The organism is Nocardia sp. IBHARD005 (assembly GCF_052814245.1).
On sequence record NZ_CP199935.1, the window covers coordinates 2,634,910 to 2,660,386 of the forward strand.

Here is a 25,477-nt window from a genome sequence, read left to right on the forward strand (position 1 = left end):
TGTCGAGGTCATCGATTCGAAGGGCCGATGATGCCGTCACCGACGGCATCCCGGACACTTCTCACGGCTTGCGATCGATCGGAATCGGGTGCCGAATCGGCTTCGGTCGTGCCGGTCGCCGTGCTCGCGTCCTTCGATGGGCCGGCCTTCGCATCACGGCGGCGCACGGCTGGCAGCATATAGCGCTCGGGGCGTTCCGGACCGATTCCGCCACCGAGCTCCAAGAGGGCGAACGGGAGCTGAATCGCCATGAGCCCACTGACCAGCCACGAGGCGAGCAGCCAGCGTAGTCGTGGATAGTGGCCGGTGTCTCGGTCGATGATGGCCAGGCCGAAGACGGCCTTTCCGATCGTCGTGTGTGTCATTGCCTGGAGAACCACGCGATCGATGAACGACGCGAGCAGCGAGTAGCCGATCACCGCTGCCCAATTGACTTGCAGCGCATTCCATTCCTGGTGCATTACCGAGAATTGAGTGGCAGGGGAGCTGACGAAGTAGATGCCGAAGCCGATCGCCACGTGGATGACGATGTCGAGCAGGTAGGCGAGTGTGCGTCGAAGTTTGCGGGGCGAGGGGAACCTGTCGTCGTCCAGCCCACCGAACAGCGGGCCCTGTGGGTGCCCACGCGGAGGACGCATGACCGTCTGATTGCCATTCCGTTCGAGCGTGAAACCGCTTGGTGTTGTGCTGCCCGGCGACGGGGACTTGGTCAGGGTGGGTACTCGCGGTGCAACCGCGCGCCCGAACGGCGGTGGTGAATAGAAGATCGAGCGATAGGCCAATCGGGTACGTGCGCCCCCAGGCTTCGCGATCAGTCCGGCCTTGTTCGGGTGTCCGGCGAACCAGGCGAACTGGTCATCGCGGTTGAACGTGCGAGAGGTCCACTTTCGCAGCACAAAGGTGGCGGTGATGGAGCCCTGGTCATCGATCAGATGAACCCATTCCTGGATTTCTGGGCGATGAGTTTCGATTTTCCATACCTGCCAGCGGTGCCGCGCTGCCAACCATCGCCGGATCGACGTACGCACCATGACCAGGCCGGTGATGGTGAGAGGAAAGAATGCCAGGAAGAAGAAGAGTGCGCCTCCGCCGGAATCATTCTGTGTCGCAGAGGAAGTCGAATCGGAGAGGTGGGCCGATTGGTAGAACGCGGGCACACAGGTGACGCCGCAGAGGAGGACGGTCAGCGCGCGCAACGTTGTCCAGGTCAGCGTCCACAGGGTTCGGGGGGTGCTCCACGCTCTGGGGAGGCGATCCATGGTGTAGCCAGACGGGTAAGTGGTTGGCATGTCAGAGCTTTCGTCAGTCGTCATCGTGACCGGATGCCATCATGCACCATCGGTCTACCGACGATTGTGTTCCGAGTTCTTTTCGAGACGCGGGGTTATCCGCATAGAATGCGAGGTATCGATACAACGCAGTCCGATCGACAGCGAATCGTGGACATTCCACAGTGATCCACCCCGTGTGGGGTGGTCGATCCAGGGTCCAGAGTGGATTCGGCTTGCCGCGAACAATTGAATAGGGCAAGTAGTATCGATGGCTCCATCTCGCGCCGGACAGGCCGGCGATATCGATGAGTGGGCGACGATCCAGGGGTAGCTGATCGACAGACGTCACAACACGGTTCAGGTCGTTCCAGTGGAGTTCGGTTCGTGAACTCCAACCGTAATGTTCGACTGTGTCCGGAGTGAGTATCAACTTGCTCGGGCGAACGCGGTTGAATACAGCGAGAATCGGCAATATTGTGAATAGAAGTCCGATGCCGGCGCAGAGTAGGACGAAGTGCCAGTGTGTGTCCCAAGCTGATGCGGCTACAACCTCCCATGCGGCAACGAGGAGTATGGCTGCGTAGCAAGAGAACAGCAGCTGCGGCAGCCAGAAATATGTTCGCGACCCGGAGACGATTGTCGCGTCGTCTCCGTTGATCGGACCTACTCGAACAGGTCGTCGATAAAGAGATGTCAGATGTGGCACTATTGCCAGCGTAAGGAGGAGGAACCAACTGATACCGAATGCGGCAAGATATTTCGAGAGTGCCCGTGCTGTGGAATCACCGCTGCGCCACATCGTCACGGTACCTATCGCGCACAGCCCGGAAAGGCATGCCAGCGCGACTATTGACACGATGCGGCGACGCATCTGGCCTGGTGGAACGTGCCAGGCATAGAGTTCCGGTTGCATATTCAGGGTCGGATCCAAACAGGTCGAAGTCGGAGTGTCGAGCTCCACGGGGCGAGCCATCGAGCTGGTATACGGCCGGCATGTGGCACGCGCACACGGTAGCCGCCAACGGCGTTCAACCGGCACCCGCCGCTGGCGATGAGGGCGCTCGGGACGTCAGCGACAGGAACAGGCCGAGCAGTTCCGGGCCGTCATCGTGTTGAAGGACCGATGATGTCATCGCGGACGGCATGCCGGCCCCTCACGGCATTCGATTGATCAGCATCGGGTGCCGAGGGGTTCGTGGTTGTGTTGGTCGGCGGATTCTCTCGGTTGGCGCTGGCTCGCACATCGCGACGGCGGACTGCTGGGAGCATGTACCGTTCGGGGCGTTCGGGGCCGACACCGTCGAGCGACATAAGGGCGAACGGGAGCTGAATAGCCAAGAGCCCGCTGACCAGCCAGGAGGCGAGCAGCCAGCGTAGTCGTGGGTAACGGCCGGTGTCTCGGTCGATGATGACCAGGCCGAAGATGGCCTTTCCGATGGTCGTGTGCGTCATTGCCTGGAGAATCACGCGGTCGATGAACGAGGTGAGCAGCGAGAAGCCGATCACCGCGACCCAATTGACTTGTAGGCCAGACCATTCCTGGTGCATTACCGCATTTTGAGTGGCGGGGGAGCTGACGAAGAACATGCCGAGGCCGATCGCCACGTGGACGATGATGTCGAGCAGGTAGGCGAGTGTGCGGCGATGATGGCGCTCACTGAACTTCCCCACTGACGCTCACCGAAATTCCCCATTTGCCCGTGTGGCTCCGCCGTGAAGGGCGGGCCTCCTCCGATGCTGGTGGTTACCACACCTGACCAGCACTTTCATTCGGAGGAGGCCCGCTTTTCCATGTTGACACGTGAGGAAGATGTGGAAATCAGCGCCCTACGAGCACGAGGCTGGACGATCTCCCAGATCGCCCGCCATACCGGCCGTGACCGCAAAACCATTCGCGCCTATCTGGCCGGGGAACGCACCCCCGGCGTGCGGAAAAGGCACCTACCCGATCCGTTCGAACCGTTCCTGGACTACGTCACCGCCCGCCTGGAAGAAGACCCACACCTGTGGGCACAGACCTTGATGGACGAACTCGAACCACTGGGGTTCGCACTGTCGTATCAGTCGCTGACCCGCAACATCCGCACCCGGGCACTACGCCCGGTCTGCCAAGCATGCCGGACCGCGACCGAACGCCCCAACGCGGTCATCCCACACCTACCCGGCAGCGAAACCCAGTGGGACTGGGTCGATTTGCCCAACCCACCCTCGTCGTGGGGGTGGGGCGCTAACGCGCACCTGCTGGTCGGTTCGCTGGCCCATTCGGGCCGTTGGCGCGGCTATCTGGCACCCTCGACCGATCAACCCCACCTGATCGAGGGCCTGGACCGCGTCGCCCGCGCCTTGGGTGGGCTGACCGGATCGTGGCGGTTCGACCGCATGTCCACGGTCTGCCACCCCGCCAGCGGGCAAGTCACCGCCTCGTTCGCCGCCGTCGCGAAGTACTACACGGTGGTCCCCGCGATCTGCCCACCCCGACGCGGGAACCGCAAAGGCGTCGTGGAGAAGGCCAACCACACTGCCGCGCAACGATGGTGGCGCACCTTGGCCGACGAGGTCACCGTCGAGCAAGCCCAAGTATCTCTCGGCAAATTCTGTTCGCTGCGCACCGACACCCGACTACGCGCCACCGCTGAGGGGCGCGCCAGCGTCGCGACTGTCGCTGCGCGAGAACCGTTGCGGCCCATGCCGACCGAGCCCTATCCAGCGATGGTTGCCGAGCCCCGGGTCGCGTCGCGTCAAGCGATGATCTCTTGGCGCGGCAACCGCTACTCGGTGCCACCGGAGTTTGCCAGCGCGACGGTGATCGTGGCACAACCTTTGCGCGGCAAGATCATCGATATCGCAACGACCGACGGGATCGTGATCGCCCGCCACGAACGCGCCACCGACGGACTCGGCGCGACGGTGCGCGACCACGGACACGTCGTCGCGCTCGACACCGCCGCGATGGCCGCGGCCAACTCCGGCCGACCTCACCGCCGCAAAGAACGCATCCCACCCGGGACAGCCGCCCGCGCGGCCGCCGCGGCGCTACGCGCTGCCGTCGACCCCGCGACAGCACAGGCCTCCCTCTCGGCTGCGGATGATCCCGCGGCCACCGTCATCGATCTGGGCGCCTACGAGCGCGCCGCCACCACCAGGAGCCGAAAATGACTGCCTCCGAACCGAAAAAGACTCGCCGCCGCGTCACGGCCGCGGTCGGCGCGGACGAGACCGCGACTCGCTACCAACAACTGCGGTCGCATCTGGCTACGCTCAAACTTCACGCTGCCGCCGAAGCATTGCCAGCGGTTCTCGAGCATGCCAGCGCCGAACAGCTTTCCCCGACAGCGACATTGGAGAAGCTGTTACGGATCGAGGTCGACGACACCGAAGCCCGCCGCCTGACCGGGCGGCTGCGGTTCGCTAACCTGCCGACCCCGGCGTCGTTGGAGAACTTCGATATCGATGCCGCGTCCGGGATCGATCGGCCGCTGCTCGACGAGCTCGCTACCTGCGGTTACCTCGAAACCGCGACGAACGTGTTGCTCATCGGCACCCCGGGCACCGGCAAGACACATCTAGCGACCGGGCTGGCCCGCGCGGCCGCGCACGCCGGCTACCGCACCTACTTCACCACCGCCGCGGACCTGGCCGCTCGCTGCCACCGCGCCGCGATCGAGGGCCGCTGGGCCACCACGATGCGTTACTACGCTGGCCCGACTCTGCTGGTGATCGATGAACTGGGATATCTGCCCTTGCCCGCGGAAGCGGCATCGGCGTTGTTTCAGGTTGTCTCGCAACGGTATTTGAAAACCTCGATCGTGATCACCACGAACCGGGGTGTCGGATCATGGGGTGAAATCCTCGGCGATAACACCGTCGCGGCGGCCCTATTGGATCGGTTGCTGCATCGATCGATGGTGATCAATCTCGACGGGGATTCCTACCGGCTCCGCGACCACCAGGCCACCGCGGAGAACCTCCGCCGAACGACGACCGGGAACCGGCAACCTCTATAATCGACACCGCTCACGGGTGGGGAATCTCGGCGAGCACAGGCGGGGAAATTCGGCGAGCGCCGTCAGCGAAGTTTTCGCGGTGAGGGAAACCTGTCGTCGTCCAGTCCGCCGAAAAGTTGGCTCTGCGGGTGTCCTCTCGGCGTACGCGTGGCTGTGTGGCCACCATCGTGTTCGGGTGTGCATCCGTGTGGAGCCACGCTGGGCAGCGGCTCGGACGGCGGCGTCAGATCCGGAATGGGCGGTGTCACCGCGCGGCCGAACGGTGGTGGCGTATGTGTTGCCGATCGGTAGGCCAATCGGGAGCGCGCGCCCCCTGGCTTCGCGATCAGGCCGACCTTGTTCGGGTCTCCGGCGAACCAAACGAACCGGTCTTCGATATCGAACGCGCGAGAGGAAGATTTTCCCAGCAGCAAGGTTGCGGTGATGGAGCCCTGATCATCGATCAGATGAACCCATTCCTTGGCTGCGGGGCGGTAGCTTTCTATTCGCCATATCTGCCAACGGTGCGGCGCAGCCAGCCACCGCCGGACTGAAGTACGCACCATCGCCAAGCCGGTTATGGCGACTGCCAGGAATGACAGAAAGGCTACCTTGGCTGCCGGGTCTGCCCAGTATGGTGCCGTTCTCTCAGTTGAGTTGGCAACATCGTTGAAGTGTAGGTACATGGTCCCGCATGCGAGTCCGAGGACGAGTACGAGGAGCGCACGGAACGTGGTCCATGTCAGCGTCCACAGGGTCCTCGGGGTGCTCCACGCCTTTGGCAGCTGCCGATCCATGCTGAGGGGCAGCTCGTTGTAGCCGCCGGGTATGTTCGCGGTGATCATTGCAGGCGATTCGTTGGTTGGAGTCTCTTTGTGGGTGGTCATCGGTGAACTCTGTGGGGTGTGATCTCGCGGGGCGGATCGTGCGAGGGTAGCTCGGACCTCGTCGGACGTCGGTATTGATGCCCAGCAATAGCGTAGATCCGCACCGCCGGGGCGCGAGAGGACCCCGCGTCGCAGCGGATCACCGGCGAACCAGACTTGGGTGGTCGATTCGTCGAAGAGCCGACCGCGCATGGCAGGCCAGGTGTTGAGCATGTGTGTCTGGACTTTCCGCCCTTGCTCGTCGATCAGTGTGACGTGCTCGTAGTTCCCACGCTGGTACTGGATCTGCCAGCAGGTCCAAGGTTGGCGCAATGCGCGTCGTCGCCGCTCGGCGATCCACACACCGACGGGTGCCATCGGCCCGAAACAAATCAGCATCAGGAATGCCGCAGTCACCACGAACTGGCCTGTCGTTCGACCGACCTGACTACTCGGTTCCGGCGCGTTGAGCATGAACCAGATCAGCGGTACGCAAGCGACAGTCGCGACGAGCAACAGCCACCAACGCAGTGTGATCGAGATGAAGGCGGAACGTGTGGCAGAGAGGGTATTCGCGGGTTGCTGTGGTGGATATGCGGGCATCACAGGTCCAGGCTCGATGTTGCGGGAAGTCTGAAGACTACGGAGCGTGCCATGTCGGCGATCATCTTGCGACACGCAATTCCACGGTTGGCATCCGGCGTGGAAAATTCGATTGCGACGAGTGAATTCCCGTCTTCCGAGGGAACAATGGCTTGGAGCTGATAGACGGCGGGAGTCGCCGGGTTTTCCCCGTGCTGACGCGGGATCACCGAGCCGACCTTCTCGGTGAACAAGACCGGGTGGGTGTCTGTCTCAACGAGTGTGGAAAGCTTGAGAGTGTCATCGGCGCTTCTGGATTGAACGAGGTCCGCCAACACAAGGCGTGGATTGCGTGGACCGCCGACCGCGTCGGTCACTGTGACGGTCAGGCAGGAGTACAACGGGTCCCCGTCTGGGAGGAGGTGAGCTCCGACTCCGCAATACCGGGTGCCGTTCGCGACCAGAGATTCCAGCAGAGTCGTGATCGCGGACAGGAAGGACACGCTGTCGGGTCGCGCTCCCTCGCCGCCCCCTATTGCGTGGAGAAGGTCGGTGTGGGCGACTACATCACCCAGCGGGATCGAACTGTAGCCCTCTGGAATCGAGACGCTGATCGGTTGATCAGTCATTGCTGTACAACCTCCCGATCAAGTCGCCGGCTGTGTTCATGCCGATACCGGCTTTGGATGCTCTCCACACCATTTCGATACCGCCGACAGTGGTGCCTACGCTGGACGCGTGTCTGCTTGCCTGACTGAAGTCCTGGAACACGCCCGCCGTCTGTGCTCCAAAGGAACTAGCAGGGAGCTTTGACCCCACCGAGTCCAAGACCTTCGTTGTTATGCCGGGACTCTGCGCACCGTCGCCGAAGGCAGTCATGACCTGACGGAACTTTGACGCCGATGCGGCGTCGGACGCGATATTCGCCGCTGAAACTGCGGTGTCAGCCTCAGCGAAGAACACTTTGGACCCCTTGATGACGCCACCTACGCCGGGGAGTATCGCAAGGCTGTCGAGACCGACGGTTGTGCCCAACGTTGTGAGGGCTTCCTTATTGAAGTCGAGGTTCGCGACGTCGCCGATCGCGTCCCGAACTTCGGGGTTCAGCGCGTTCATTCCCAGCGCCCCGAGACCACTGACCAGCGCGACCGCACCCAAAGCAATGCTGACAGGTGGTGGTGTCACGAGCGCCAGCAGCCCAGTGATCGCCGAGGTAGCAGCCAATGTGTCGTGGATTACCTCCTGGTTGTCTTTGAACCAATCCGCGATGGTGTCCCAGATGCTTTTGTCTGGCTCGCTCGGCGCGAAGTTGGCGGCAGATTCCAGTTCGGTTGCTGCGGTGGCAGATACCGAGTTGTGGGTGGTTCGGAGTTCTTTCGCTCGGGTGATGATCGCGTCGATCGCGCTCTGCGCATTGGTCACCGCGGTCGCGGCGGTAGTCAGTTTGGCGCTGGCTGCGTCGAGGCGGGCTTGCGCTGCGGCGAGTTGGCCGGAGTCGGTGAAGGTCTGGTTGGCCAGTCCGAGGTCTGGATTGGATTTGGCCTGTTGCAGGGCGGTGACGGCTTGGGCGTGTGTGCCTCGTGCTGTGGCGGCCTCGGTTTCGAGGCCTTTGGCTGTCTCCTGGAAGCTGACGAGGTTGCCGTGCCAGGTCTGGATCACGGTGGTTGCGCGCTCGAGTGAGTTCTTGGCGTGGGTCAAGTCCACCGCGAGCGTAGCGTCGAAGCTGTCGCGGAAAGCGTTGCCCGCATCACCTTTCCACACGTCATCGTTGCTGTTGCGCAAGCGGTAAAGCAGGATGCTCGTTTCGTTGACCGCGTCGGCAGCGGTCTTGACCTTCGTTCCGAGCGTGGCGACCTCGGCTGCTGAGCCAGGGGCCGGGTTGAATCCGAGGTTCGGATACGGGTTCGCCGGGGTCATTTCGAGCCCTCCCCTGGTGCTACGGACGGGGTGTCGATTCCATTGCCATGCGCCGTGATCAGACCGGCGATTTGGGTATCGAGATTCTGGTACGCAGTTAGACATTGAGCTACGCCATCCGCGGTGACGCGGGCTGACTCGCTGATCCGTTCGATGCCGAACTGCCAGCGGCGTTGGAAGTTGTCGGCGGCGTCGTTGAGTGCTGCCGTGCCGATGTCGGCGTTGCCGTCTTTGGACATTGCCTTCATCGCGTCGGTCAGGACTTGCTCGGCGCTGCGCAATGACTGGACGGTCTTGCCGAGTACGTCGATGTCGACCTGCAGGAACCCGGTCATTTCCCCTCCTTCGTTGTCCGTTCATTGGGTTGGACGCGCTGGGTGCCGGATCGGTTCCATCGTGGATGTGGATCACGGTGTGCAGCCCACCCGTTGTGGGGCAGAGTCATTGGTGAGGGAGAACGGCCTCGACGGTGCTCGCCGCTTCGTCGATGTGGTCGCAGCCGATCCAGTCGGTGAGGGCGTAGGTGCTGGAGACGCTCACGTCGATCATCGCGTCCGGGCCGGGCATCACGATATTGCAGGCTTCGGCTGCACGTGAGCTGTGGAACAGTGCTTCCTTGCCGTTCACCGTGGTTGGTCTAGCGCCCTCGTAGTTGCGTGCGCGCATTTCGTCGAATGTCAAGTTCGTCGACATGATAGTCAACCCGGCGACGTCGAGTTGCTGGCCGCGAACATTCTCCTTTCGCCAGAACTTGCAGCCGATGAACGCGTAATCGCCGAAGACATAGTCAGCTCGCACACGCGTCGTCGGGTCGAAGCCCAGCGAAGTAGGTATGGCGTCATCGATTTGGGCGCACGGGTCGAACTTGACCGGTTGCCGTTTGCCCGGCGGCTGTGTGGGTGCTGGGCCGACCGGTGCTGCGATGGTGACAGTCGGAACTACAGGTGTCGGCGCTCCGGTCGGATCTGGTGCTGACGTGGACGAGCATGAGGTGAGCGCCAGCGAGCCGAAAAGGGCGGCAGTCAGGGCGGTGAGTAGTCGCATCAGTTATCGCTGCCCATCGATTTCTCGCTCCAGCAGGGTGATTCTTCGCTGGTTGAGCGCGTCGGCCTCTGTAACCTTGTTGGCCGCGCACAACAGGCCTTCTTGCATCTGCATCGCGGCATCGATCAGCTGTCCGATGACTTTGTACCCTTCCGCTGCCTTCCCCGAGAAGCCGCCCTGCAGGTCAGAAGCGGACTGAAACCCGCCGAAGCCGGTGACAGTCTCTGCCTCGCGGGTCTTCACTCGCACCTTCATCAGGTCTTGGATCATCGTGTCGTACAACGAGACAGCCGCCATGACCGCAGCTTCATCGAAGGCGAACTCGCCGGCCCGCGCTGATTGGGTGAATGCCGAGATCTGAGCTTGGCCGGGGTCGAATTCGATGGTCATCAGTCGTCCTGTCGTTTCGGCGTGGTGTGGAAGTAGCCGCGTTTGCTGATCTCGTGGGCGAGGATCGCGGGGGAGGCGGGGGTGATGGTGGTGTCGTTGTCGTTGACCTCGATGAGGTAGCGGCCGCTGGCGAATTGGCCTGGGGGGATGTCGATCCAGTTCAGGTATTGGGTGGGGCGGTGGGTGCCGGGGTTGCGTTCGATGACGAAATAGCCTTCGGCGCTGCGGCGTAGGCGCATCAGTTTGCGGATTCGTTCATCGGGTGGGAGACGGCCCGTGGCGTCGCGGTTCCACGATGTCGGGGGTTGTTGTCCTCGGACTCGGGGGGTGTAGCCCACGATCGGTCCTGCTCCACCGGGTTCGGTGTTCGGCAGGATCGCTGCCAGCTGCGCGGGCACTTCCGCGCGGGTGATCAAGGCGAGGCGGACGGGGCCGCCGCCTGCTGTGGGGGTGATGCGCTGGGCGGCTACTACGCCGAGACCGTCGAGTGCGGCACCGTGGCAGCGGATTTCGGTGTCACCGACAGTGTTGACGCAAGCGACCCGGGTGTCGGCGTTGGCCATGATGGCGAACACCGCTGACAGGCCACGGTCGCCGCCGCGTGGAAAGCCTTCGCGTAGAGCAGCTTTGAGTTTGTCGGCTTCCGGTTCGGTGGTTGGCGTGGTGCGAACCGCGAGTGGGTCGGGGTGGTCGTACGCGTCGTCGAAACGGGTTTCTTGGCGCCAGACCCAGTCGAATTCGTCGCCGGTCAGGGTCCAGGTCGGGGGTGAGGTCATCGGGCGGGGCGCTCGCTCTCGGCGGTGGACGAGGGGGATTCCGGCGTGCCGTGTTCAGCGAGCAAGGCCGCGATTTCGGGTGGCAAAGTCGGGGCGGTGGGCGCGATCGTCGGCTGCGCGGGAGCGGAGGTTGCCAGTTCGGCGCCTGTGGGCTGATCGAGCAGTGATGGCACAGCTGGTGTCGTCACCGCTGATTCGGCGACGGGCTCGTCGAGGATCGAGCGGCGCATCGTGGGCGGTTCGGTGACACCGGGCGAGTTCGACGGTGATTCGCCCACACCGTTCGCTGGGTCGTCACCGATTACGCCGGCGAGGACATGGGTGTCGTCGAGCAGTTCGGGCTGGACGCCGCGCAGGTACTCCGGGGAGCTGTGTTCGGAACCGGAATCGTCGGCCTTGCGGCCCGCACCGGCTCCTGCGCCGGGCATCATGCCCATACCTGGCATGCCGGCGCGACCGGCCCCGGTGGCGGCGCCGGACGCGAGTTGTACTCCGGCAGTGGGTGATTGGAGGGGGGCGGGCACCGCGGAACCTGCGTTCGGGGAGCCGAGTCCGCCGGGTGAACCGGCGTTGCCCAGCGGGGAACCCGATGAACCCCCGCTGCCCAGCGGTGAGCCGGCACCTGACGGTGTGAGTCCTGCCGGTGTCGTCGATGCGGGTGTGGTGCTTGCCGGGGTGGTGCCCTCGGTATCGCTAGGCGTTGTGCTCGGACTGCCCGACGATGTCGATTCATCGTCGGACGGGGTGGTCGACGCCGGGGTGGTGGGTTCTTCGGTCGTGGGTGTTTGCGGCTGCGTCGGTGATTCGGTGGTCGGACTGCCTGCGGAGGGCGAACCCGCGCTCGGTGACCCGGCGGACGGCGAACCGCCCCCGGAACCACTCGGATCGCCGCTCGAGCCCGGTCCACCAGGCACCACCGAATAGGACGGCACACCGGATCCGGTCGGGGGGATCGTCGGTGTGTAGATGCGATTCATCGTCGCCTGCGCGTCCAGCTCCGCTTGGCGCTGAGCTTGCCGGTCGATCGTCGCCGTCGCGGGGTTGATCAGGCCCGGGATGAGCGAGGTGTGGGTGTCGTCGGGATTGAGCACGGTCAGCTGGGCGGTCGGCGGGGGCACCGCGGCGCGGACCGCCTCCGCCGCGGGTCCGACGATGTCGAGGCGGCTCTTCATCGCCTCGCACACCTGAGCCATCTGCAGAATCGAGTTGTTGAGCGCGGTGATCCCCGCACGGGCGGCATCACCGCTGGCACCGGCCCATTCGCCGAATCCCAAGAGGCCGTTGGCGCTGGTCTGGTGGGTGGTCGCGATCCTGGTGAGTTCGGTTTCGATGGTCTTCCAGGTGTCGCGCAAGGTGTTGATGGTGGTGATATTCATGCCACCCGCACCGTTCCTGCCGTGCACGCCGTCGTAGATCGCCTGGTGGCTGTAGCCGGCGAAGTCGTCGAGCATCTTCACGTAGTCGGGGTCGGTACCCGCGAGCTTGTCGCGCAACGCCTGGTCGACGGACTGGGTCCGCGAAACAGCATCGGCGACCGCCGGATTCGCACTCAACACGCGGATCAGCGCGGCGGGATCGAGCTGGCTGTAGGGAAACAGCGGGTTGGCTATCGGCTCGGTCATCGTGGTGGTCCCTCCCCAGGAATGTGCTGAATTCAGCTGTCCGTGAGCCGGTCGACGATCTTGTTCCGGCTGACCGGTGTCACGCGTTCGTGAGGCAGTTCGAGATCGGATTGTCGATCGACTCAGCCACCCGCACCCCCACCAGCGACAGGCCATCTATAGATGGCAATACCAGACGGGCACATAATGCCATCTACAGATGGTCGACGCGAGAGCGATGCCTCGGAAACCTCATTGAGATGTCCGAATCCGCCGTCGAGAAGCAGCTCATGGCGATTTTGGGGCAGCACTTGGCTTTCCTCCGTGAGTCCAGAGGGCTCACTCAGGAGGCGGTGGCGAACGCTGCGGGCATCAGCCGTAACTACTATCAACTGCTCGAAAGCGGCTGGGGTGTCCGCAAGACGAAGGCGCCGGCGAACCCGAGGTTGTCGACGCTGATCGGGCTGAGCGAGGCGCTCGGCACGACGGTCCCCGACCTCGTCGACGTGATGTTCGGCCGGAGCGCAAGCTGACGCCGAGGGCCTGCGGTGGATCTACAGCACGAGGTCGGTCAGTTGGTCCCAATCCAGGCTGATTCGGATGGGCAGTTCGACGGCGAACGCGGTGCCAGGCTTCAAGATTCGGGCGAGGCGATAGTGGCCGACGCCGTGGTCGAGGGCGTAGGTCTCGATGGAGCTGACGTCGGTGTCGGTGATGCTGACCAACCAGTACCAGGGGATGCCTGCTGCTGCGTATTCGCTCATCTTCTCGAGCCGGTCGGTCTTCACGTGGCTCGGTGAAATGACTTCGACCGCAATTTTCAGATGGCGGGCGGGCATCGGTCGCACTTCGGACGGCACGTCGAACAGGGCGATATCCGGTCGCCGGATGGTGGCCCGAGGTATTTCCCAGAGCACCACATCGAAATCATGGTTGGTATCGAGGCAGGCCGACGGGTCCTCGGACATGTACTCCTTGGCCGCGGCCTCGAACATCGCGAGCAGTCGACGGACGGCTTTCTGGTGGGCTCGCGTCGGCGACTCGCAGCGCACAGCATCGCCGTTGACGATCTCGACCAGGCGGCAGAACTCTTCGGGGAGTTCGCGCCAGATGTCGACGGTGATCGGCTCGGGCTGAACGTTGTCCGGCCGCGCCCAATCGAAGATCGCTGGCATGGTCTGGAGTCTATCGAGTGCGGCAGTCGGGCGGGCGCGGGATTATGGCGGGACGACCAGTTCGACGCCGTAGATTCGGACCCTCACTCCTCGGTCCATGTCGTCCAGCTGTCGGTCGTGATAGCGAGGTGAAACGGGTCGGGTAGTTCGATCTGGTCGCCGAATTTCCACTGGCGGTGGTTGTCGTATGTGCCTGCCGCGCGATCGGGGGACCAGAACAGCGTGGCGCAGCCGACATGGGGGTCGCGGTCGATCAGGAGGTAGAAAGGGACACCCGAGGCGGCGTAGCCGTTCCATTTGGTGCGGCGGCGGCGTGGGCGCAAGCCGGGAGGGCGGTCGTCGGCGGCATTGGACGGGGATGTCACTTCCACGGCCAGCGCGAGCTGGGCGGGGTATACCCGGGGTGAGTCGGCGGCGAGGAGAGCGGCGTGGGTCTCGTGGTCGAGAAGGAACAGGTCGGGTACATAGCCGTCCTGGATCTCGATCAGGCTGAGGTCGATGTTGGTGCCGAGTCTCCACTGGAACTGATCGTCCGCGGCTTTCGCGCCGTAGACCGCTTCGGTGATGGACTGGACCACGTGCCCATGGCCGAATCTTGGACAAGGTGACACGACGACTTCCCCCCCGATGATTTCGACGCGACTGCCATCCGGGACATGGAGATACTCGTCGAGCTCACCGCGCTCCCACATCGCGAAGGCTGAATCGGGCATCTTCATCGGTCCACGAACCTGTGCGGTGGTCATTGCGGCCAACCTCCTCCTAGGTTGTCACCAACGATATCGGGTTCGGGCTGCGGGATCGGTCGTGAACTGGGCTTCTGTGGATAACTCCGCGATTGTGGACAGCGCTCAGTTCAGGCGGGAGTGCTGGGGTGTGGGCTCGACCAGTTGTGGGTAGTCGATCAGGTCTATGTCGTTGGCGGCCTTGTCGCCGTACTTCATCATCAGGGTGAAGAGGCGGGAGCCGAGGAACCAGTTGCGGGCCTTGATGCCGAGGGCCGTCTTCGGGGCGAGGAACGGGCCCGCGTTGTTGTTGCCCGCAATCTTGGCGTAGCGCTTCATGATTCGGTCGTAGTTGGCGAAGGCGGTGATGTGATCGCCTGCGGCGGAGGCCAGTTCGCCCGCGAGGACGTAGGCGCCGACGACGGCGAGGCCGGTGCCGAAGCCCGCCAGGGTGTTTCCGTAGGCGGCGTCGCCGAGGAGGGCGACGCGGCCGCGGGTGTAGGTGCCGTTCATGCGGACCTGGCTGATCGAGTCGAGATAGATGTCGTCGAAGTCGGCCAGGTCGGCGAGCATGCGGGGGGCGTGCCAGCCCATGTCGGCGAAGGTCTCTTCGACGATGCGGCGTTGGGCGGCGATGTCGTGGCGGGGGTAGTCGAGTTCGGGGGCGGTGAACATGTACATCTGCTGGGCCTTCGGGCCGCCGTCGATGGCGAGTTTGCCCGGGGTGTTGTGGGCGAAGCCGGACGCCTTGTCGCGAGGAGTGGCCGCGTCGCTCCAGCGGCTCGCGCCCGCGACGGGCTGGACCGAGGCCGCCCTGACCGCGCTGGCGGGTACCGGATTCACCGGTTCGGAGAAGCTCGACACGATCGTCCTGATCAACGGCCACGCCCGCAGCCTGGCTCAGCACGTCGCGTCGATGAGCGAGAACGGTGAACTGCAGTTCACCGAGCAGTTCGCCGAGATGATGACCGCGGCCTCGGGTCGCTATCCCGAAGTACAGGCGGCATTCGCCGAGGAAGCCGCCGCTGCGGCGGGCACGGGCGGACCGAACGACGCCCTGCGATTCGGTGTCGACCGCATCCTCGACGGGCTCGCCGTCCTGATCGATCAGCGAAACTGAGTAGACCCCTGGCCCGACCGCGATCGACACCCTAGGCTCATCTCATGACCGACGAGCCGGAACTGCCGGAGCCCGCTGTCACCATCGTTCGCGAGTTCTTCGGCGCGCTCGAACTCGGTGTTGTCGACGAGGCGCTGGATCTGCTCGATCCCGCGATCGTCTGGAAGAACGCCTCGCTGCCGAGCGTGCGTGGCAAGGACCGGGTCGCCATGCTGTTGCGCGGCCTCAATCGTCCGAAGCTCGGGTTCTCGGTGGTGATGCACCACATCGCCGCCGACGGCGATATCGTGCTCACCGACCGCACCGACTACCTGCATGTCGGCCCGGTGCGGATCGGTTTCTGGGTGAGCGGCACCTTCGAGCTGCGCGACGGCCGAATCGTGCTGTGGGACGACCGCTTCAGCAAGGGCAACGTCGTGCGCGGCACCATCGTCGGCGTGGCGAAGGCGATCACCGGGCGCTGACTACCGGCGCTTGCGCAGATACTCCAGGTAGGTCGGTCGCAGCACCTCGGCTAATTTTCCGTCGCCCGCGTGGAAGTAGTCGTCGATCATCGGCAGCACATACTTGATGTCGGCCGAACTCTCGCCCAGGTCGCCCGCCTCGGCTCGAGCCGCTGGGATCGACTTGAGCAGCTCCCACAGGAACTTCACATCACCGTGGCGTACGGCTGTCGACACCGCGCGATCGTGCAGTTCTTTCGACGACAGCTTCTCCAGATCCTGGTCATCGGCCATGCCATCGACTCTAGCGCTCGGCGGCGCACACGTGCCGGATCCGGCACGACAGGGCTGGTTAACCACAAATTCACGCCACACGTGCGCCGGTCCAGCAGCGCGGCTACGAATTCGGCGGTAGCGTCGGTAATGCGAGTCGCGTCGGTGTGATTCGTACGGGAGGTCCTGACCGTGACTGAGCTACTCAGTGCGAGAGGGCCGGCACCTGGCCCTCGGGGCGGTTGACTCAGCGTCACACGCCCACCAGGACGGACCGGTCCAGCGAGATCGTTCGCGCGGGTGCCGTGCGAACACATAAGGAGCCCACCGTGACTGCTGCACGCTCCGTTTCCGCTTCCGCGAAGCACACGGCCTCGGCCTCGGCCTCGAAGAAAGGGGCTCGCCCCTCACGTTCCGGTCGCAAGACTTTTGTCGTCGACACCTCTGTACTCCTGTCGGATCCCTGGGCCGTCACCCGGTTCGGGGAACACAGTGTGGTCCTACCCCTGGTCGTGATCAGTGAGCTGGAGGCGAAACGACACCACCACGAGCTCGGCTGGTTCGCCCGCGAGGCGCTGCGCATGCTCGATGACCTGCGTGTGCAGCACGGCAGGCTCGACCAGGCGCTGCCGATCGGCACCGACGGCGGCACCCTGCAGGTGGAGCTCAATCACACCGATTCGTCGGTGCTGCCCGCCGGATTCCGTTCCGACACCAACGATTCCCGCATCCTCGCCTGCGCGCTGAACTTCTCGGCCGAGGGTGCGGACGTGGTGCTGGTGTCCAAGGACATCCCGCTGCGGGTCAAGGCCAGCGCGGTCGGCTTGTCGGCCGACGAGTACCACGCGCAGGACGTGGTGACCTCCGGCTGGAGCGGGATGGTGGAACTCGACGTGGCGGGCGCCCAGATCGATCAGCTCTACACCGATTCGGTGATCGACCTCGACGATGCGCGAGAGTTGCCGTGCCACACCGGCGTTCGGTTGCTGGGCAGCAGCTCGAGCGCACTGGGCCGGGTCACCGCCGACAAGCGGATTCAACTGGTCAGGGAGCGGGAGGCATTCGGTCTGCACGGGCGTTCGGCCGAACAGCGCATCGCACTCGATCTGCTGCTCGACGAGAGCATCGGGATCGTGTCGATGGGTGGGCGCGCCGGTACCGGTAAGTCGGCGCTGGCGTTGACCGCCGGGCTCGAGGCGGTGCTGGAGCGGCGCACGCAGCGCAAGGTGGTCGTGTTCCGGCCGCTGTACGCGGTGGGCGGGCAGGAACTGGGCTATCTGCCGGGTTCGGAGAGCGAGAAGATGGGCCCGTGGGCACAGGCCGTCTTCGACACGCTCGACGGCCTGGCCAGCCGCGAGGTGCTCGAGGAGGTGCTCAGTCGCGACATGCTCGAAGTGTTGCCGCTGACCCACATTCGCGGTCGGTCGCTGCACGATTCGTTCGTGATCGTCGACGAGGCGCAGTCGCTCGAGCGCAATGTGCTGCTCACCGTGTTGAGCCGCCTCGGCACGGGTTCGCGGGTGGTGCTCACCCACGATGTGGCTCAGCGCGACAATCTGCGGGTGGGCAGGCACGACGGTGTGGCTGCGGTGATCGAAAAGCTCAAGGGCCACCCGCTATTCGCGCACATCACGCTCACTCGCAGCGAGCGCTCGCCGATCGCGGCACTGGTGACCGAGATGCTCGAGGAGTACGGACCGAACGCGTAATCGTCGGCAATCGGGCCGCGTCGCGGCCAGAATCCGTTTGATTACCGCAAACGGTGGGTAATATCCGCGAGGACACCAATCCAGCAACGGCTCGGCGAACATTCTTCCGCCGGGCCGTTGCTGGATTATCGGCCAGGCTCCATTCCGGGGCACCCCGGTGGGGCCATTCGCGAGAGGATGGATATGAACCACTTCGCTCGACGTACTGCTGCCGGGAGCGCCGCGGTCCTGGCCGCGGCGGGTCTGCTGCTCGCCGCCGGCTGCACCGATGAGAACAAGGACAAGGCCAAGGACACCGTCGCCTCGGTGACTTCCGCTGTCGGTGCCCCAGGGGCGAGCCCCACCACCGAGCCCGGGATGGGCACGATGACCACCACCCCCGGTTCGGAAACCACCACCGGTTCCGAGACCACCTCCGGCGCGGCCACCACCGGTGCAGCGGCAGGCGAATCGACCACCATCTCCACCCCGAACGGTGACATCACCATTTCCGGCGAGGTGTACAAGAAGTACGTGGCGGCCGGCGGCGCGAGCAGTCCGCTCGGCGCACCGGAAGAAGCCCAGGAATCCGGCCCCGACGGCGGCGAGTACCAGGACTTCACCGGCGGCACCATCTACTGGAGCAAGGATTCCGGCGCCCACATCGTGTGGGGCCAGATTCGCGAGGCATGGGAGGAGAACGGCGGCGCCAACGGCACGCTGGGCTACCCGACCAGCGACGAGAAGAACATCACCGGCGGCAAGCAGAGCGACTTCACCGGTGGCACCATCACCTGGGTCAACGGCAAGACCACGGTGACGCCCAAGTAAATGCGTTGCGCTCCGCCCCAGCGCGGGGGCCTGGTTCACCCCATAGGTCCCCGCGCTTGCGCACGAGGTACTAGGTTGTCTGGGTGCAGAAAACTTTGACCGACCGCGAGCTGCTGGATTCGCTCGCGGACGAGGTGGAAATCAACCTGCGTCGCCACATCGAGTTGGCCGACGGCTGGCAGCCACACGAGCTGGTGCCGTGGTCGGACGGGCGCAACTTCGCCTTCCTCGGCGGCACCGATTGGACCCCGGAACAGTCCGAGCTCAGCGACACCGCCCGGCTCGCGCTGACCGTGAGCGTCCTGGTCGCCGACAATCTGCCGTCCTACCACCGTGAGCTCGGCAAGCACCTGCGTACCGGCCCCTGGTGGCGCTGGGTCGGCCGGTGGACCGCGGAGGAGAACCGCCACGAGATCATGATCCGCAACTACCTCATGCTCACGCGTGCGGTGGACCCGGTCGCGCTCGAGCGGGCCCGCATGCAGCACATGACCGACGGCTTCAACCGGCCGCCGATGCATCTGATCGACGTGCTGGCCACCTGCGCGTTCGAAGAGGTCGCCGCCGCGATCCGGCATCGCAACACCGCCGCGCTCGGCGAGAACCCGATCGTCACCGCGATGGCCGAGAAGCTGGCCGCCGACGACGAACTGCAGGCCGAGTTCTTCGCCGTGCTCGTCGCCGCCGCCCTCGACCTGGTTCCCGACCAGGCAGTGCGCGCGATCGCCGATCGGGTCGCCGACTTCCGGGTGCCGCACGTGGATCTGCCCGGTGGCGGATCCAGCGATGAGGCGCTGGCCGAGGCGGGCATCTACGACCGCGCGAACGAGGACGAACTGGTGTTCAAGCCGCTGCTGCGGCGCTGGAACATCTTCTCCCGCACCGATTTCAGCGAAGCGGGCGAGAAGGCTCGCGCGGAACTCGCGCAGTATCAATAGCGGCTGGCGCCGCGTGTTCGCGGCCCCGAGGGGCCGCCGGTCAGGTACCGCTGCTTGCTCCTTCGTCGCTACGCAGCGGCACCTGACCGGCGACCCGGCCGCGAACGGCCCCTCCTCGAGGTCGGGGGTTCGTGCCCGGGTCAGAACTACTCGACCGCCCGCTCGACATTGGCCATCGCCAGCACGTCCAGCTTCTGATCGAGTTCCTCGACGGTGAGCTTGTTGGGCGTGAGCCCGCGATCGATCACGGTCTGACGGATCGTCTTCTTCTCGCGCAGCGCCTGTTTGGCGACAGCGGCCGCTTCCTCGTAGCCGATGGCCGAGTTGAGCGGGGTGACGATCGACGGCGACGATTCGGCGAGGGTCCGCAGATGCTCCTCGTTGGCGACCAACCCGATCACGCACTTGTCGGCGAACAGCCGAGAGACATTGGCCAGCAGGCGAATCGACTCGAGCAGGTTGCGGGCCATCACCGGGATGTAGACATTGAGCTCGAACGCCCCACTCGCCCCGCCGAACGCGATCGCGGCGTCGTTGCCGATCACCTGCACCGCCACCTGCGTAACTGCTTCGGGCAGAACGGGATTCACCTTGCCCGGCATGATCGAGCTACCCGGCTGCAAGTCCGGCAGCTGCAATTCGCCGAGCCCGGTCAGCGGGCCGGAGCCCATCCAGCGGATGTCGTTGGCGATCTTGGTCAGGCTGACGGCGATGGTGCGCAGCGCGCCGGAGGCCTCGACGAGCCCGTCGCGCGCGGCCTGGGCTTCGAAGTGGTTATTTGCTTCGCGCAGCGCGTCGATTCCCGTGGTACGCACCAGTTCCGCGACGACCTTCGTGCCGAATCCGGCGGGCGCGTTGAGTCCGGTGCCCACCGCGGTGCCGCCGATCGGCAATTCACCCAGGCGCGGCAGAGTGGCCATCGCGCGCTCGATGCCCGCGGCCATCTGCCGGGAGTAGCCACCGAATTCCTGGCCGAGGGTCACCGGCACCGCGTCCATCAGGTGGGTGCGTCCCGACTTCACCACGGTGCGCCACTGGTCCGACTTGTCGAGCAGGGCGAGGCGCAGATGTTCCAGTGCGGGAACGAGTTCGGAGATCACGGCCTCGGTGGCAGCCAGGTGCGTGGCGGTGGGGAAGGTGTCGTTGGAGGACTGCGACATGTTCACGTCGTCGTTGGGGTGCACGGTCACGCCGTCGCGCGCGGCGATCGAGGCGATCACCTCGTTGGCGTTCATGTTCGAGCTGGTGCCGGAACCGGTCTGGAACACGTCGATCGGGAACTGGTCGTCGTGCTCGCCGTTCGCGATCTCGCCTGCCGCGGCGATGATCGCGTCGGCCTTGACCGGATCGAGCAGGCCGAGATCCTTGTTGACCTGCGCGCATGCGGCTTTCAGCAGACCGAGCGCCCGGATCTGGGCTCGCTCGAGCCCCCGTCCGCTGATCGGGAAGTTCTCGACGGCCCGTTGTGTCTGTGCCCGCCACAGGGCGTCGACAGGGACGCGAACCTCCCCCATGGTGTCGTGCTCGATCCGGTACTGCCCGTCGTCGTCAGCCATAGTTCGACCCTAGGACGAGAACACCGCGAATGGTGGCCACACACCAGCGCGACATCCCACATCCGCGGCAGGAATACTCATCGGACTCAGTCGGTGGGCACGACCGCGCCCTTCGTCGGCGACGTCTCGTCCTTGCGAGCCAACGATTCCGCCGTTGCCGAGGACCGGGGCGGTGCTGGGCGTTGCCATATTTCGACTATGGGGACGCCCAGCTCCGGATCATGGCAGCGGCGGGTTCGCGCTGTCGTCGCCGTCGAAGTCGACCGAGGAGTACTCGCGCAGCTTCGTCAGGCGGTGGTAGGCGTCGATCATGCGGACGGTGCCCGACTTGGAACGCATCACGATCGACTGGGTCGACGCGCCGCCCGCGTAGTAGCGCACACCGCGCAGCAGGTCGCCGTCGGTGACGCCGGTGGCGCAGAAGAAGACGTTGTCGCCGGAGACCAGGTCGGTGGTCGAGAGCACGCGGTCCAGATCGTGGCCCGCGTCGATCGCCTTCTGGCGCTCTTCGTCGTCCTTGGGGGCGAGCATGCCCTGCAGTTCGCCGCCGAGACAACGCAGCGCGGCGGCGGCGATGATGCCCTCGGGGGTACCGCCGATGCCGACCAGGATGTCGACGCCGGACTCGGGGCGTGCGGCGGCGATGGCGCCTGCGACGTCACCGTCGGAGATGAGGCGGATGCGAGCACCCGCGTCGCGGGTCTGCTGGATGAGCTCCGCGTGCCGGGGACGGTCCAGGATGCAGACGGTCAGGTCGGACACCGACAGATGCTTGGCCTTGGCGACGCGGCGGATGTTCTCGCCGATCGGGGCGGTGATATCGATCGAGCCCGCGGCGTCGGGACCGACGGCGATCTTGTGCATGTAGAACACCGCGGACGGGTCGAACATGGCACCGCGCTCGGCGACCGCGAGCACCGAGATGGCGCCGGGGGAGCCCTTCGACATCAGTGTGGTGCCGTCGACCGGGTCGACCGCGAAGTCGACCTCGGGGCCGGTGCCGTCACCGACGAGCTCACCGTTGTAGAGCATCGGCGCTTCGTCTTTTTCGCCTTCGCCGATCACGACGATGCCCTTCATGGACACCGAGCTGACGAGTTGACGCATGGCGTCGACGGCCGCGCCGTCGCCACCTTCCTTGTCGCCACGGCCGACCCAACGGCCACTCGCCATCGCGCCTGCCTCGGTGACGCGGACCAGCTCGAGCGCGAGGTTGCGATCAGGTGCCTCGCGGCGGCTGGGGGCGGGCGAAGATGCCGTCATTGCGGAGTGCCTCCTTGGCGTTGGTGTTACGGGGGCATTGTCGCATTTCGAAACGGCACGCTCGTGCACGACCTCCTGCGTTGACCCCTGAGCGGCCTGGTCATGGCTCGAGTGGATACTGATTACCGTGTCCCAGAAGAAGCACCGCATTTTCAACGACTACCGCGATCTGTTCTGGTCGTTGATCCCGTTGGTGCTGGCCGCGGTCGTGCTGGCGGGGGTCGCGAGCCAGTGCACGGTGGCGACGAACGGCCCGACGCAGGGTCAGATCCCGTATTTCGACGCCGACGCCGCGTTGACATCGGACGCGAAGTCGCTGTCGTTCCCGATCCGCAAGCCCGCGTTGCCGCAGGGCTGGACGTCGAACTCGGGCAGCCGCGACACCATCGCTGCCGCTGGCGGCGGCGCGGTGAGCACGGTCGGCTACATCACACCGCAGGGCACCTACATGCGGTATTCGCAGACCGATGCCACCGAGGAAGCCTTGTCGCGGCAGGTGCTCGGCTCGCGCTATCCGACCGGGACGCACGAGGTGGCCGGGCAGAAATGGATCGTCTACTCCGAACCGACCGAGGAAACCGGCTGGATCGCCGACCTCGGCGGGGTGCGGATCCTGATCACCGGCGCGGGCAACGAGGCCGCGTTCACCACGCTCGCGACGGCCGTCACCACCGCCCAACCGCTCTCGAAGTAAACGGCGCGGTCGAACTCCCGCCGTTGCGCAGGGCTCCATGAAGCGGGCTCGTCAGCGAATCAGTCGGTGACGTCGGCGCGGGACAGGGCGTCTTCAACCCGGCGGCGGGCACCGGCGAGATGCTGTTCGCACCGGGTGGCCAGGGCTTCGCCGCGTTCCCACAGCACCAGCGAGTCGTCCAGGTCGAGGCCGCCCTGTTCGAGCATCTTCACCACGTTGATGAGTTCGTCGCGGGCGCGCTCGTAGCCGAAGGCCGCGATCTCGGCCAGGGTGTCGGCAGCGGGGTTCTCGGAACCGGCGTCGGCCACGGTCACTTCCTCTTCTCGTCGGTGGTCTCTGGCGTCAGTCGCTTGGTGCCCAGCGCCGCGGCGGTGACGGCTCCGTCGGCGACCCTGATGCGGAGCTGGCTGCCCGCGGGGGAGTCATCGATCGAACGCACGACATGCCGTTCGGGACCGGCGACGCGCTGCACGACAGCGTAGCCACGGGCCAGCGTGGCGGCCGGACCCACCGCGGTCAGCTTCTCGCGCAGGTGCAGCGTGGTGGTCGACTCGGCGCGCAGGAGGTGTTCGACATCGCGGCGCGCGGTGGTTCGCAGTCGTTCCAGCTCGTCATGGCGGTGGGTCAGTTCGCGCAGCGGATCGGCGAGAACGGGGCGAGATCGCAACTGCGCGATGGTGTGCGCCTCGCGCTGGACCCAGCCGCGCAACGCGGCCGCCGAGCGGGCACGCATCTCACGGACTCCGGCCAGCTCGGCGGCGGCGTCGGGGACGATGCGTTTGGCGGCGTCGGTGGGGGTGGCCGCGCGCAGGTCGGCGACCAGGTCGAGCAGGGGGTTGTCGGGTTCGTGGCCGATGGCGCTGACGACCGGGGTGCGGGCGGCGGCGACCGCCCGGCACAGTGCTTCGTCGGAGAAGGCGAGCAGATCTTCGACGCTGCCACCGCCGCGCGCCAGCACGATCACCTCGACATCGGTGTCGCGATCCAGTTCGGCCAGGGCTTCGAGCATCTGCGGGACCGCGGCCGGGCCCTGTACCGCGGTATTGCGGATGACGAAACGTACTGCGGGCCAACGATTCTGGGCCACCGATACGACATCACGTTCGGCCGCGCTCGCCCGTCCGGTGATCAGCCCGACCGTCGCGGGCAGAAACGGCAACGGCCGCTTGAGCCGGGCATCGAACAGCCCCTCGGCTGTCAACAGGGCTTTCAATCGTTCGATCCGTGCCAGCAGCTCACCGATGCCGACCGCGCGAATCTCGGTGACCCGCAACGAGACGGTGCCGCGGCCGGTGAAGAAGTGCAGTTTGCCGTAGACGACCACGCGGCTGCCCTCGGTCAACGGCACCGGCAGCCTGCGCAACAGATCCGGATCGCAGGTCAGCGACAGCGACATGTCCACCGAGGCATCGCGCAACACCAGAAACGCGGTGCGGGTGCCGGGGCGCAGATTGATCTGGGTGACCTGCCCCTCCACCCAGATGCTGCCCAGCCGCTCGATCCACTGGGCGACCTTCACCGCGACCGAACGCACCGGATACGGCTGCTCCGCCGAATTCGCCGGAGCGCCGGTCTGCGCGACGCCGTCCTGAGTCATAGCTAAGTTCTACGCGGACCCTCCGACACAACCAAAAAGCGGCCGCATCCCCTCGGGAACGCGGCCGCCTCGACTGACGCCTCTTACTGCGCCTGGACGGTGGCGATGCGGTTGGTGAGCATCGTGACGAAGGGAGCGCGGGCGCGGGTCTGCTGTTCGAAGGCCAGCAGCTGGGCCAGGTCCTCGACGGTCAGCATCCGCAGCCGGGCGCGCAGCTGGGCCAGCGTCATCGCGGGGTAGTCGTAGCGGATCGCGACCTCGGGGGCGACCACCTCTACCGCGGCGGGCTCGATGACCTCTTCCTCGGTCTCGAGCAGCAGCAGCGACGCGGGCACGACCTGGCCGTTGGTCTGCGTGGCGTCGGCCTCCTCGAACAGTTCGAAGCGGCTGGTGTGGCCGTTGGTGGCCGACGCGGGCTCGATGTCCTCGTCGAAGGTGGCCCACTCGGGCTGCTCGGCCGGAGCCGAGCCGAGCCGCTCGAACACACCGTCACCCTTGAGCGCGAGGCTGGTGACGAACTGCTGCACATGCATGGTGGTCTGCAGCACACGACTGAGCGCGGTGATCGGGAAATTGACCGCGGCGACGGGCAGTCGCCGGGTCTCTTCTAAGGCATACACGGCGGCGCCGGCGGCCACTCTGGCCAGGAACGGAGGTCGAAACATGCCCCCAGCCTGCCGCAAACCGCGTGTGATGCAAAGGTCCAGGCCCCTGTTATGTGACTTTCGCCCCTTGATCCGACCT

General features: G+C 65.2%; 28 protein-coding genes. 9 read left to right on the forward strand and 19 right to left on the reverse strand.

Annotation, left to right across the window (positions count from 1 at the left end; translation table 11 throughout):
• Positions 1 to 8: 8 nt before the first annotated feature.
• Both ACTWPB_RS12315 and ACTWPB_RS12320 read right to left on the reverse strand, forming a co-directional pair.
• Positions 9 to 1,196, reverse strand: a complete 1,188-nt coding sequence (locus ACTWPB_RS12315; protein WP_446225776.1) for an RDD family protein — start codon at positions 1,194 to 1,196, stop codon at positions 9 to 11.
• Positions 1,197 to 2,375: 1,179 nt separating this feature from the next.
• Positions 2,376 to 2,942 (reverse strand): RDD family protein, encoded by a 567-nt coding sequence (locus ACTWPB_RS12320; RefSeq protein ID WP_446225777.1) that lies wholly within the window; start codon positions 2,940 to 2,942, stop codon positions 2,376 to 2,378.
• Between the two features lie 120 nt (positions 2,943 to 3,062).
• Here ACTWPB_RS12320 and ACTWPB_RS12325 point away from each other — a divergent pair, with 120 nt between their 5' ends.
• Both ACTWPB_RS12325 and istB read left to right on the forward strand, forming a co-directional pair.
• Positions 3,063 to 4,427, forward strand: a complete 1,365-nt coding sequence (locus ACTWPB_RS12325) for a Mu transposase domain-containing protein (protein WP_446222570.1) — start codon at positions 3,063 to 3,065, stop codon at positions 4,425 to 4,427.
• Positions 4,424 to 5,275 carry an IS21-like element helper ATPase IstB gene (gene istB / locus ACTWPB_RS12330; RefSeq protein WP_446222571.1) on the forward strand — a complete coding sequence of 284 codons (852 nt, stop codon included), beginning with the start codon at positions 4,424 to 4,426 and terminating at the stop codon, positions 5,273 to 5,275. Before ACTWPB_RS12325 ends, istB begins: the two co-directional genes overlap by 4 nt.
• A 62-nt stretch (positions 5,276 to 5,337) precedes the next feature.
• On the opposite strand, the gene ACTWPB_RS12335 is transcribed toward istB, so the two are convergent.
• From ACTWPB_RS12335 to ACTWPB_RS12370, 8 genes are all read right to left on the reverse strand, one after another.
• A complete protein-coding gene (locus ACTWPB_RS12335) occupies positions 5,338 to 6,726 on the reverse strand; it encodes a hypothetical protein (RefSeq protein ID WP_446225778.1) in 1,389 nt (462 codons plus the stop codon).
• Positions 6,723 to 7,331: a hypothetical protein gene (locus ACTWPB_RS12340; protein WP_446225779.1), complete on the reverse strand. Its 609-nt coding sequence runs from the start codon at positions 7,329 to 7,331 to the stop codon at positions 6,723 to 6,725. The genes ACTWPB_RS12335 and ACTWPB_RS12340 overlap by 4 nt, the downstream gene beginning before the upstream one ends.
• Positions 7,324 to 8,619 carry a hypothetical protein gene (locus ACTWPB_RS12345; protein WP_446225780.1) on the reverse strand — a complete coding sequence of 432 codons (1,296 nt, stop codon included), beginning with the start codon at positions 8,617 to 8,619 and terminating at the stop codon, positions 7,324 to 7,326. Before ACTWPB_RS12345 ends, ACTWPB_RS12340 begins: the two co-directional genes overlap by 8 nt.
• Complete coding sequence (locus ACTWPB_RS12350; RefSeq protein ID WP_446225781.1) at positions 8,616 to 8,954, reverse strand: hypothetical protein; 339 nt, start codon at positions 8,952 to 8,954, stop codon at positions 8,616 to 8,618. Before ACTWPB_RS12350 ends, ACTWPB_RS12345 begins: the two co-directional genes overlap by 4 nt.
• 106 nt (positions 8,955 to 9,060) lie before the next feature.
• Complete coding sequence (locus tag ACTWPB_RS12355) at positions 9,061 to 9,663, reverse strand: DUF3558 family protein (RefSeq protein WP_446225782.1); 603 nt, start codon at positions 9,661 to 9,663, stop codon at positions 9,061 to 9,063.
• Between the two features lie 3 nt (positions 9,664 to 9,666).
• Positions 9,667 to 10,053: a hypothetical protein gene (locus ACTWPB_RS12360; RefSeq protein WP_446225783.1), complete on the reverse strand. Its 387-nt coding sequence runs from the start codon at positions 10,051 to 10,053 to the stop codon at positions 9,667 to 9,669.
• Positions 10,053 to 10,829, reverse strand: a complete 777-nt coding sequence (locus ACTWPB_RS12365) for an ESX secretion-associated protein EspG (RefSeq protein WP_446225784.1) — start codon at positions 10,827 to 10,829, stop codon at positions 10,053 to 10,055. Before ACTWPB_RS12365 ends, ACTWPB_RS12360 begins: the two co-directional genes overlap by 1 nt.
• Positions 10,826 to 12,451 (reverse strand): hypothetical protein, encoded by a 1,626-nt coding sequence (locus tag ACTWPB_RS12370; protein WP_446225785.1) that lies wholly within the window; start codon positions 12,449 to 12,451, stop codon positions 10,826 to 10,828. The genes ACTWPB_RS12365 and ACTWPB_RS12370 overlap by 4 nt, the downstream gene beginning before the upstream one ends.
• 239 nt (positions 12,452 to 12,690) lie before the next feature.
• On the opposite strand from ACTWPB_RS12370, the gene ACTWPB_RS12375 reads away from it, so the two are divergent.
• The gene (locus ACTWPB_RS12375; RefSeq protein WP_446225786.1) at positions 12,691 to 12,963 is read left to right on the forward strand and encodes a helix-turn-helix domain-containing protein; all 273 of its coding nucleotides are present in this window, start codon (positions 12,691 to 12,693) and stop codon (positions 12,961 to 12,963) included.
• A gap of 21 nt (positions 12,964 to 12,984) precedes the next feature.
• Here the strand turns inward: ACTWPB_RS12375 and ACTWPB_RS12380 are convergent, their stop codons facing one another.
• The 3 genes from ACTWPB_RS12380 to ACTWPB_RS12390 form a co-directional block, all read right to left on the reverse strand.
• Complete coding sequence (locus ACTWPB_RS12380; protein WP_446225787.1) at positions 12,985 to 13,605, reverse strand: Uma2 family endonuclease; 621 nt, start codon at positions 13,603 to 13,605, stop codon at positions 12,985 to 12,987.
• Positions 13,606 to 13,688: 83 nt separating this feature from the next.
• Complete coding sequence (locus ACTWPB_RS12385; protein WP_446225788.1) at positions 13,689 to 14,351, reverse strand: Uma2 family endonuclease; 663 nt, start codon at positions 14,349 to 14,351, stop codon at positions 13,689 to 13,691.
• 105 nt (positions 14,352 to 14,456) lie between these two features.
• Complete coding sequence (locus tag ACTWPB_RS12390) at positions 14,457 to 15,011, reverse strand: hypothetical protein (RefSeq protein ID WP_446225789.1); 555 nt, start codon at positions 15,009 to 15,011, stop codon at positions 14,457 to 14,459.
• Between ACTWPB_RS12390 and ACTWPB_RS12395 the strand changes: the two genes are divergently transcribed.
• Both ACTWPB_RS12395 and ACTWPB_RS12400 read left to right on the forward strand, forming a co-directional pair.
• Complete coding sequence (locus ACTWPB_RS12395; protein ID WP_446225790.1) at positions 14,998 to 15,450, forward strand: hypothetical protein; 453 nt, start codon at positions 14,998 to 15,000, stop codon at positions 15,448 to 15,450. The two genes, ACTWPB_RS12390 and ACTWPB_RS12395, sit on opposite strands and share 14 nt — an antisense overlap.
• Before the next feature lie 44 nt (positions 15,451 to 15,494).
• The gene (locus ACTWPB_RS12400; RefSeq protein WP_446225791.1) at positions 15,495 to 15,914 is read left to right on the forward strand and encodes a limonene-1,2-epoxide hydrolase family protein; all 420 of its coding nucleotides are present in this window, start codon (positions 15,495 to 15,497) and stop codon (positions 15,912 to 15,914) included.
• On the opposite strand, the gene ACTWPB_RS12405 is transcribed toward ACTWPB_RS12400, so the two are convergent.
• Positions 15,915 to 16,187 carry a hypothetical protein gene (locus ACTWPB_RS12405; RefSeq protein ID WP_446225792.1) on the reverse strand — a complete coding sequence of 91 codons (273 nt, stop codon included), beginning with the start codon at positions 16,185 to 16,187 and terminating at the stop codon, positions 15,915 to 15,917.
• 308 nt (positions 16,188 to 16,495) lie between these two features.
• On the opposite strand from ACTWPB_RS12405, the gene ACTWPB_RS12410 reads away from it, so the two are divergent.
• The 3 genes from ACTWPB_RS12410 to ACTWPB_RS12420 all read left to right on the forward strand — a co-directional run bounded on the left by ACTWPB_RS12410 (position 16,496) and on the right by ACTWPB_RS12420 (position 19,623).
• The gene (locus ACTWPB_RS12410) at positions 16,496 to 17,875 is read left to right on the forward strand and encodes a PhoH family protein (RefSeq protein ID WP_446225793.1); all 1,380 of its coding nucleotides are present in this window, start codon (positions 16,496 to 16,498) and stop codon (positions 17,873 to 17,875) included.
• A gap of 183 nt (positions 17,876 to 18,058) precedes the next feature.
• A complete protein-coding gene (locus ACTWPB_RS12415; RefSeq protein WP_446225794.1) occupies positions 18,059 to 18,685 on the forward strand; it encodes an LGFP repeat-containing protein in 627 nt (208 codons plus the stop codon).
• An 83-nt stretch (positions 18,686 to 18,768) separates the two neighbouring features.
• Positions 18,769 to 19,623 carry an acyl-ACP desaturase gene (locus ACTWPB_RS12420; protein ID WP_446225795.1) on the forward strand — a complete coding sequence of 285 codons (855 nt, stop codon included), beginning with the start codon at positions 18,769 to 18,771 and terminating at the stop codon, positions 19,621 to 19,623.
• Between the two features lie 146 nt (positions 19,624 to 19,769).
• Here the strand turns inward: ACTWPB_RS12420 and ACTWPB_RS12425 are convergent, their stop codons facing one another.
• Together ACTWPB_RS12425 and glpX are read right to left on the reverse strand one after the other, a co-directional pair.
• The gene (locus ACTWPB_RS12425) at positions 19,770 to 21,179 is read right to left on the reverse strand and encodes a class II fumarate hydratase (RefSeq protein ID WP_446225796.1); all 1,410 of its coding nucleotides are present in this window, start codon (positions 21,177 to 21,179) and stop codon (positions 19,770 to 19,772) included.
• A gap of 219 nt (positions 21,180 to 21,398) precedes the next feature.
• Positions 21,399 to 22,442 carry a class II fructose-bisphosphatase gene (glpX, locus tag ACTWPB_RS12430; protein WP_446225797.1) on the reverse strand — a complete coding sequence of 348 codons (1,044 nt, stop codon included), beginning with the start codon at positions 22,440 to 22,442 and terminating at the stop codon, positions 21,399 to 21,401.
• Between the two features lie 127 nt (positions 22,443 to 22,569).
• Here glpX and ACTWPB_RS12435 point away from each other — a divergent pair, with 127 nt between their 5' ends.
• Positions 22,570 to 23,136, forward strand: a complete 567-nt coding sequence (locus ACTWPB_RS12435) for a DUF4245 domain-containing protein (protein ID WP_446225798.1) — start codon at positions 22,570 to 22,572, stop codon at positions 23,134 to 23,136.
• A 59-nt stretch (positions 23,137 to 23,195) separates the two neighbouring features.
• Here ACTWPB_RS12435 and ACTWPB_RS12440 read toward each other — a convergent pair whose 3' ends face one another.
• The 3 genes from ACTWPB_RS12440 to ACTWPB_RS12450 all read right to left on the reverse strand — a co-directional run bounded on the left by ACTWPB_RS12440 (position 23,196) and on the right by ACTWPB_RS12450 (position 25,398).
• Positions 23,196 to 23,450, reverse strand: a complete 255-nt coding sequence (locus ACTWPB_RS12440; RefSeq protein WP_446225799.1) for an exodeoxyribonuclease VII small subunit — start codon at positions 23,448 to 23,450, stop codon at positions 23,196 to 23,198.
• Positions 23,447 to 24,733, reverse strand: a complete 1,287-nt coding sequence (gene xseA, locus ACTWPB_RS12445) for an exodeoxyribonuclease VII large subunit (protein ID WP_446225800.1) — start codon at positions 24,731 to 24,733, stop codon at positions 23,447 to 23,449. The genes ACTWPB_RS12440 and xseA overlap by 4 nt, the downstream gene beginning before the upstream one ends.
• A gap of 83 nt (positions 24,734 to 24,816) precedes the next feature.
• Complete coding sequence (locus ACTWPB_RS12450; RefSeq protein ID WP_446225801.1) at positions 24,817 to 25,398, reverse strand: lipid droplet-associated protein; 582 nt, start codon at positions 25,396 to 25,398, stop codon at positions 24,817 to 24,819.
• Positions 25,399 to 25,477 lie beyond the last annotated feature (79 nt).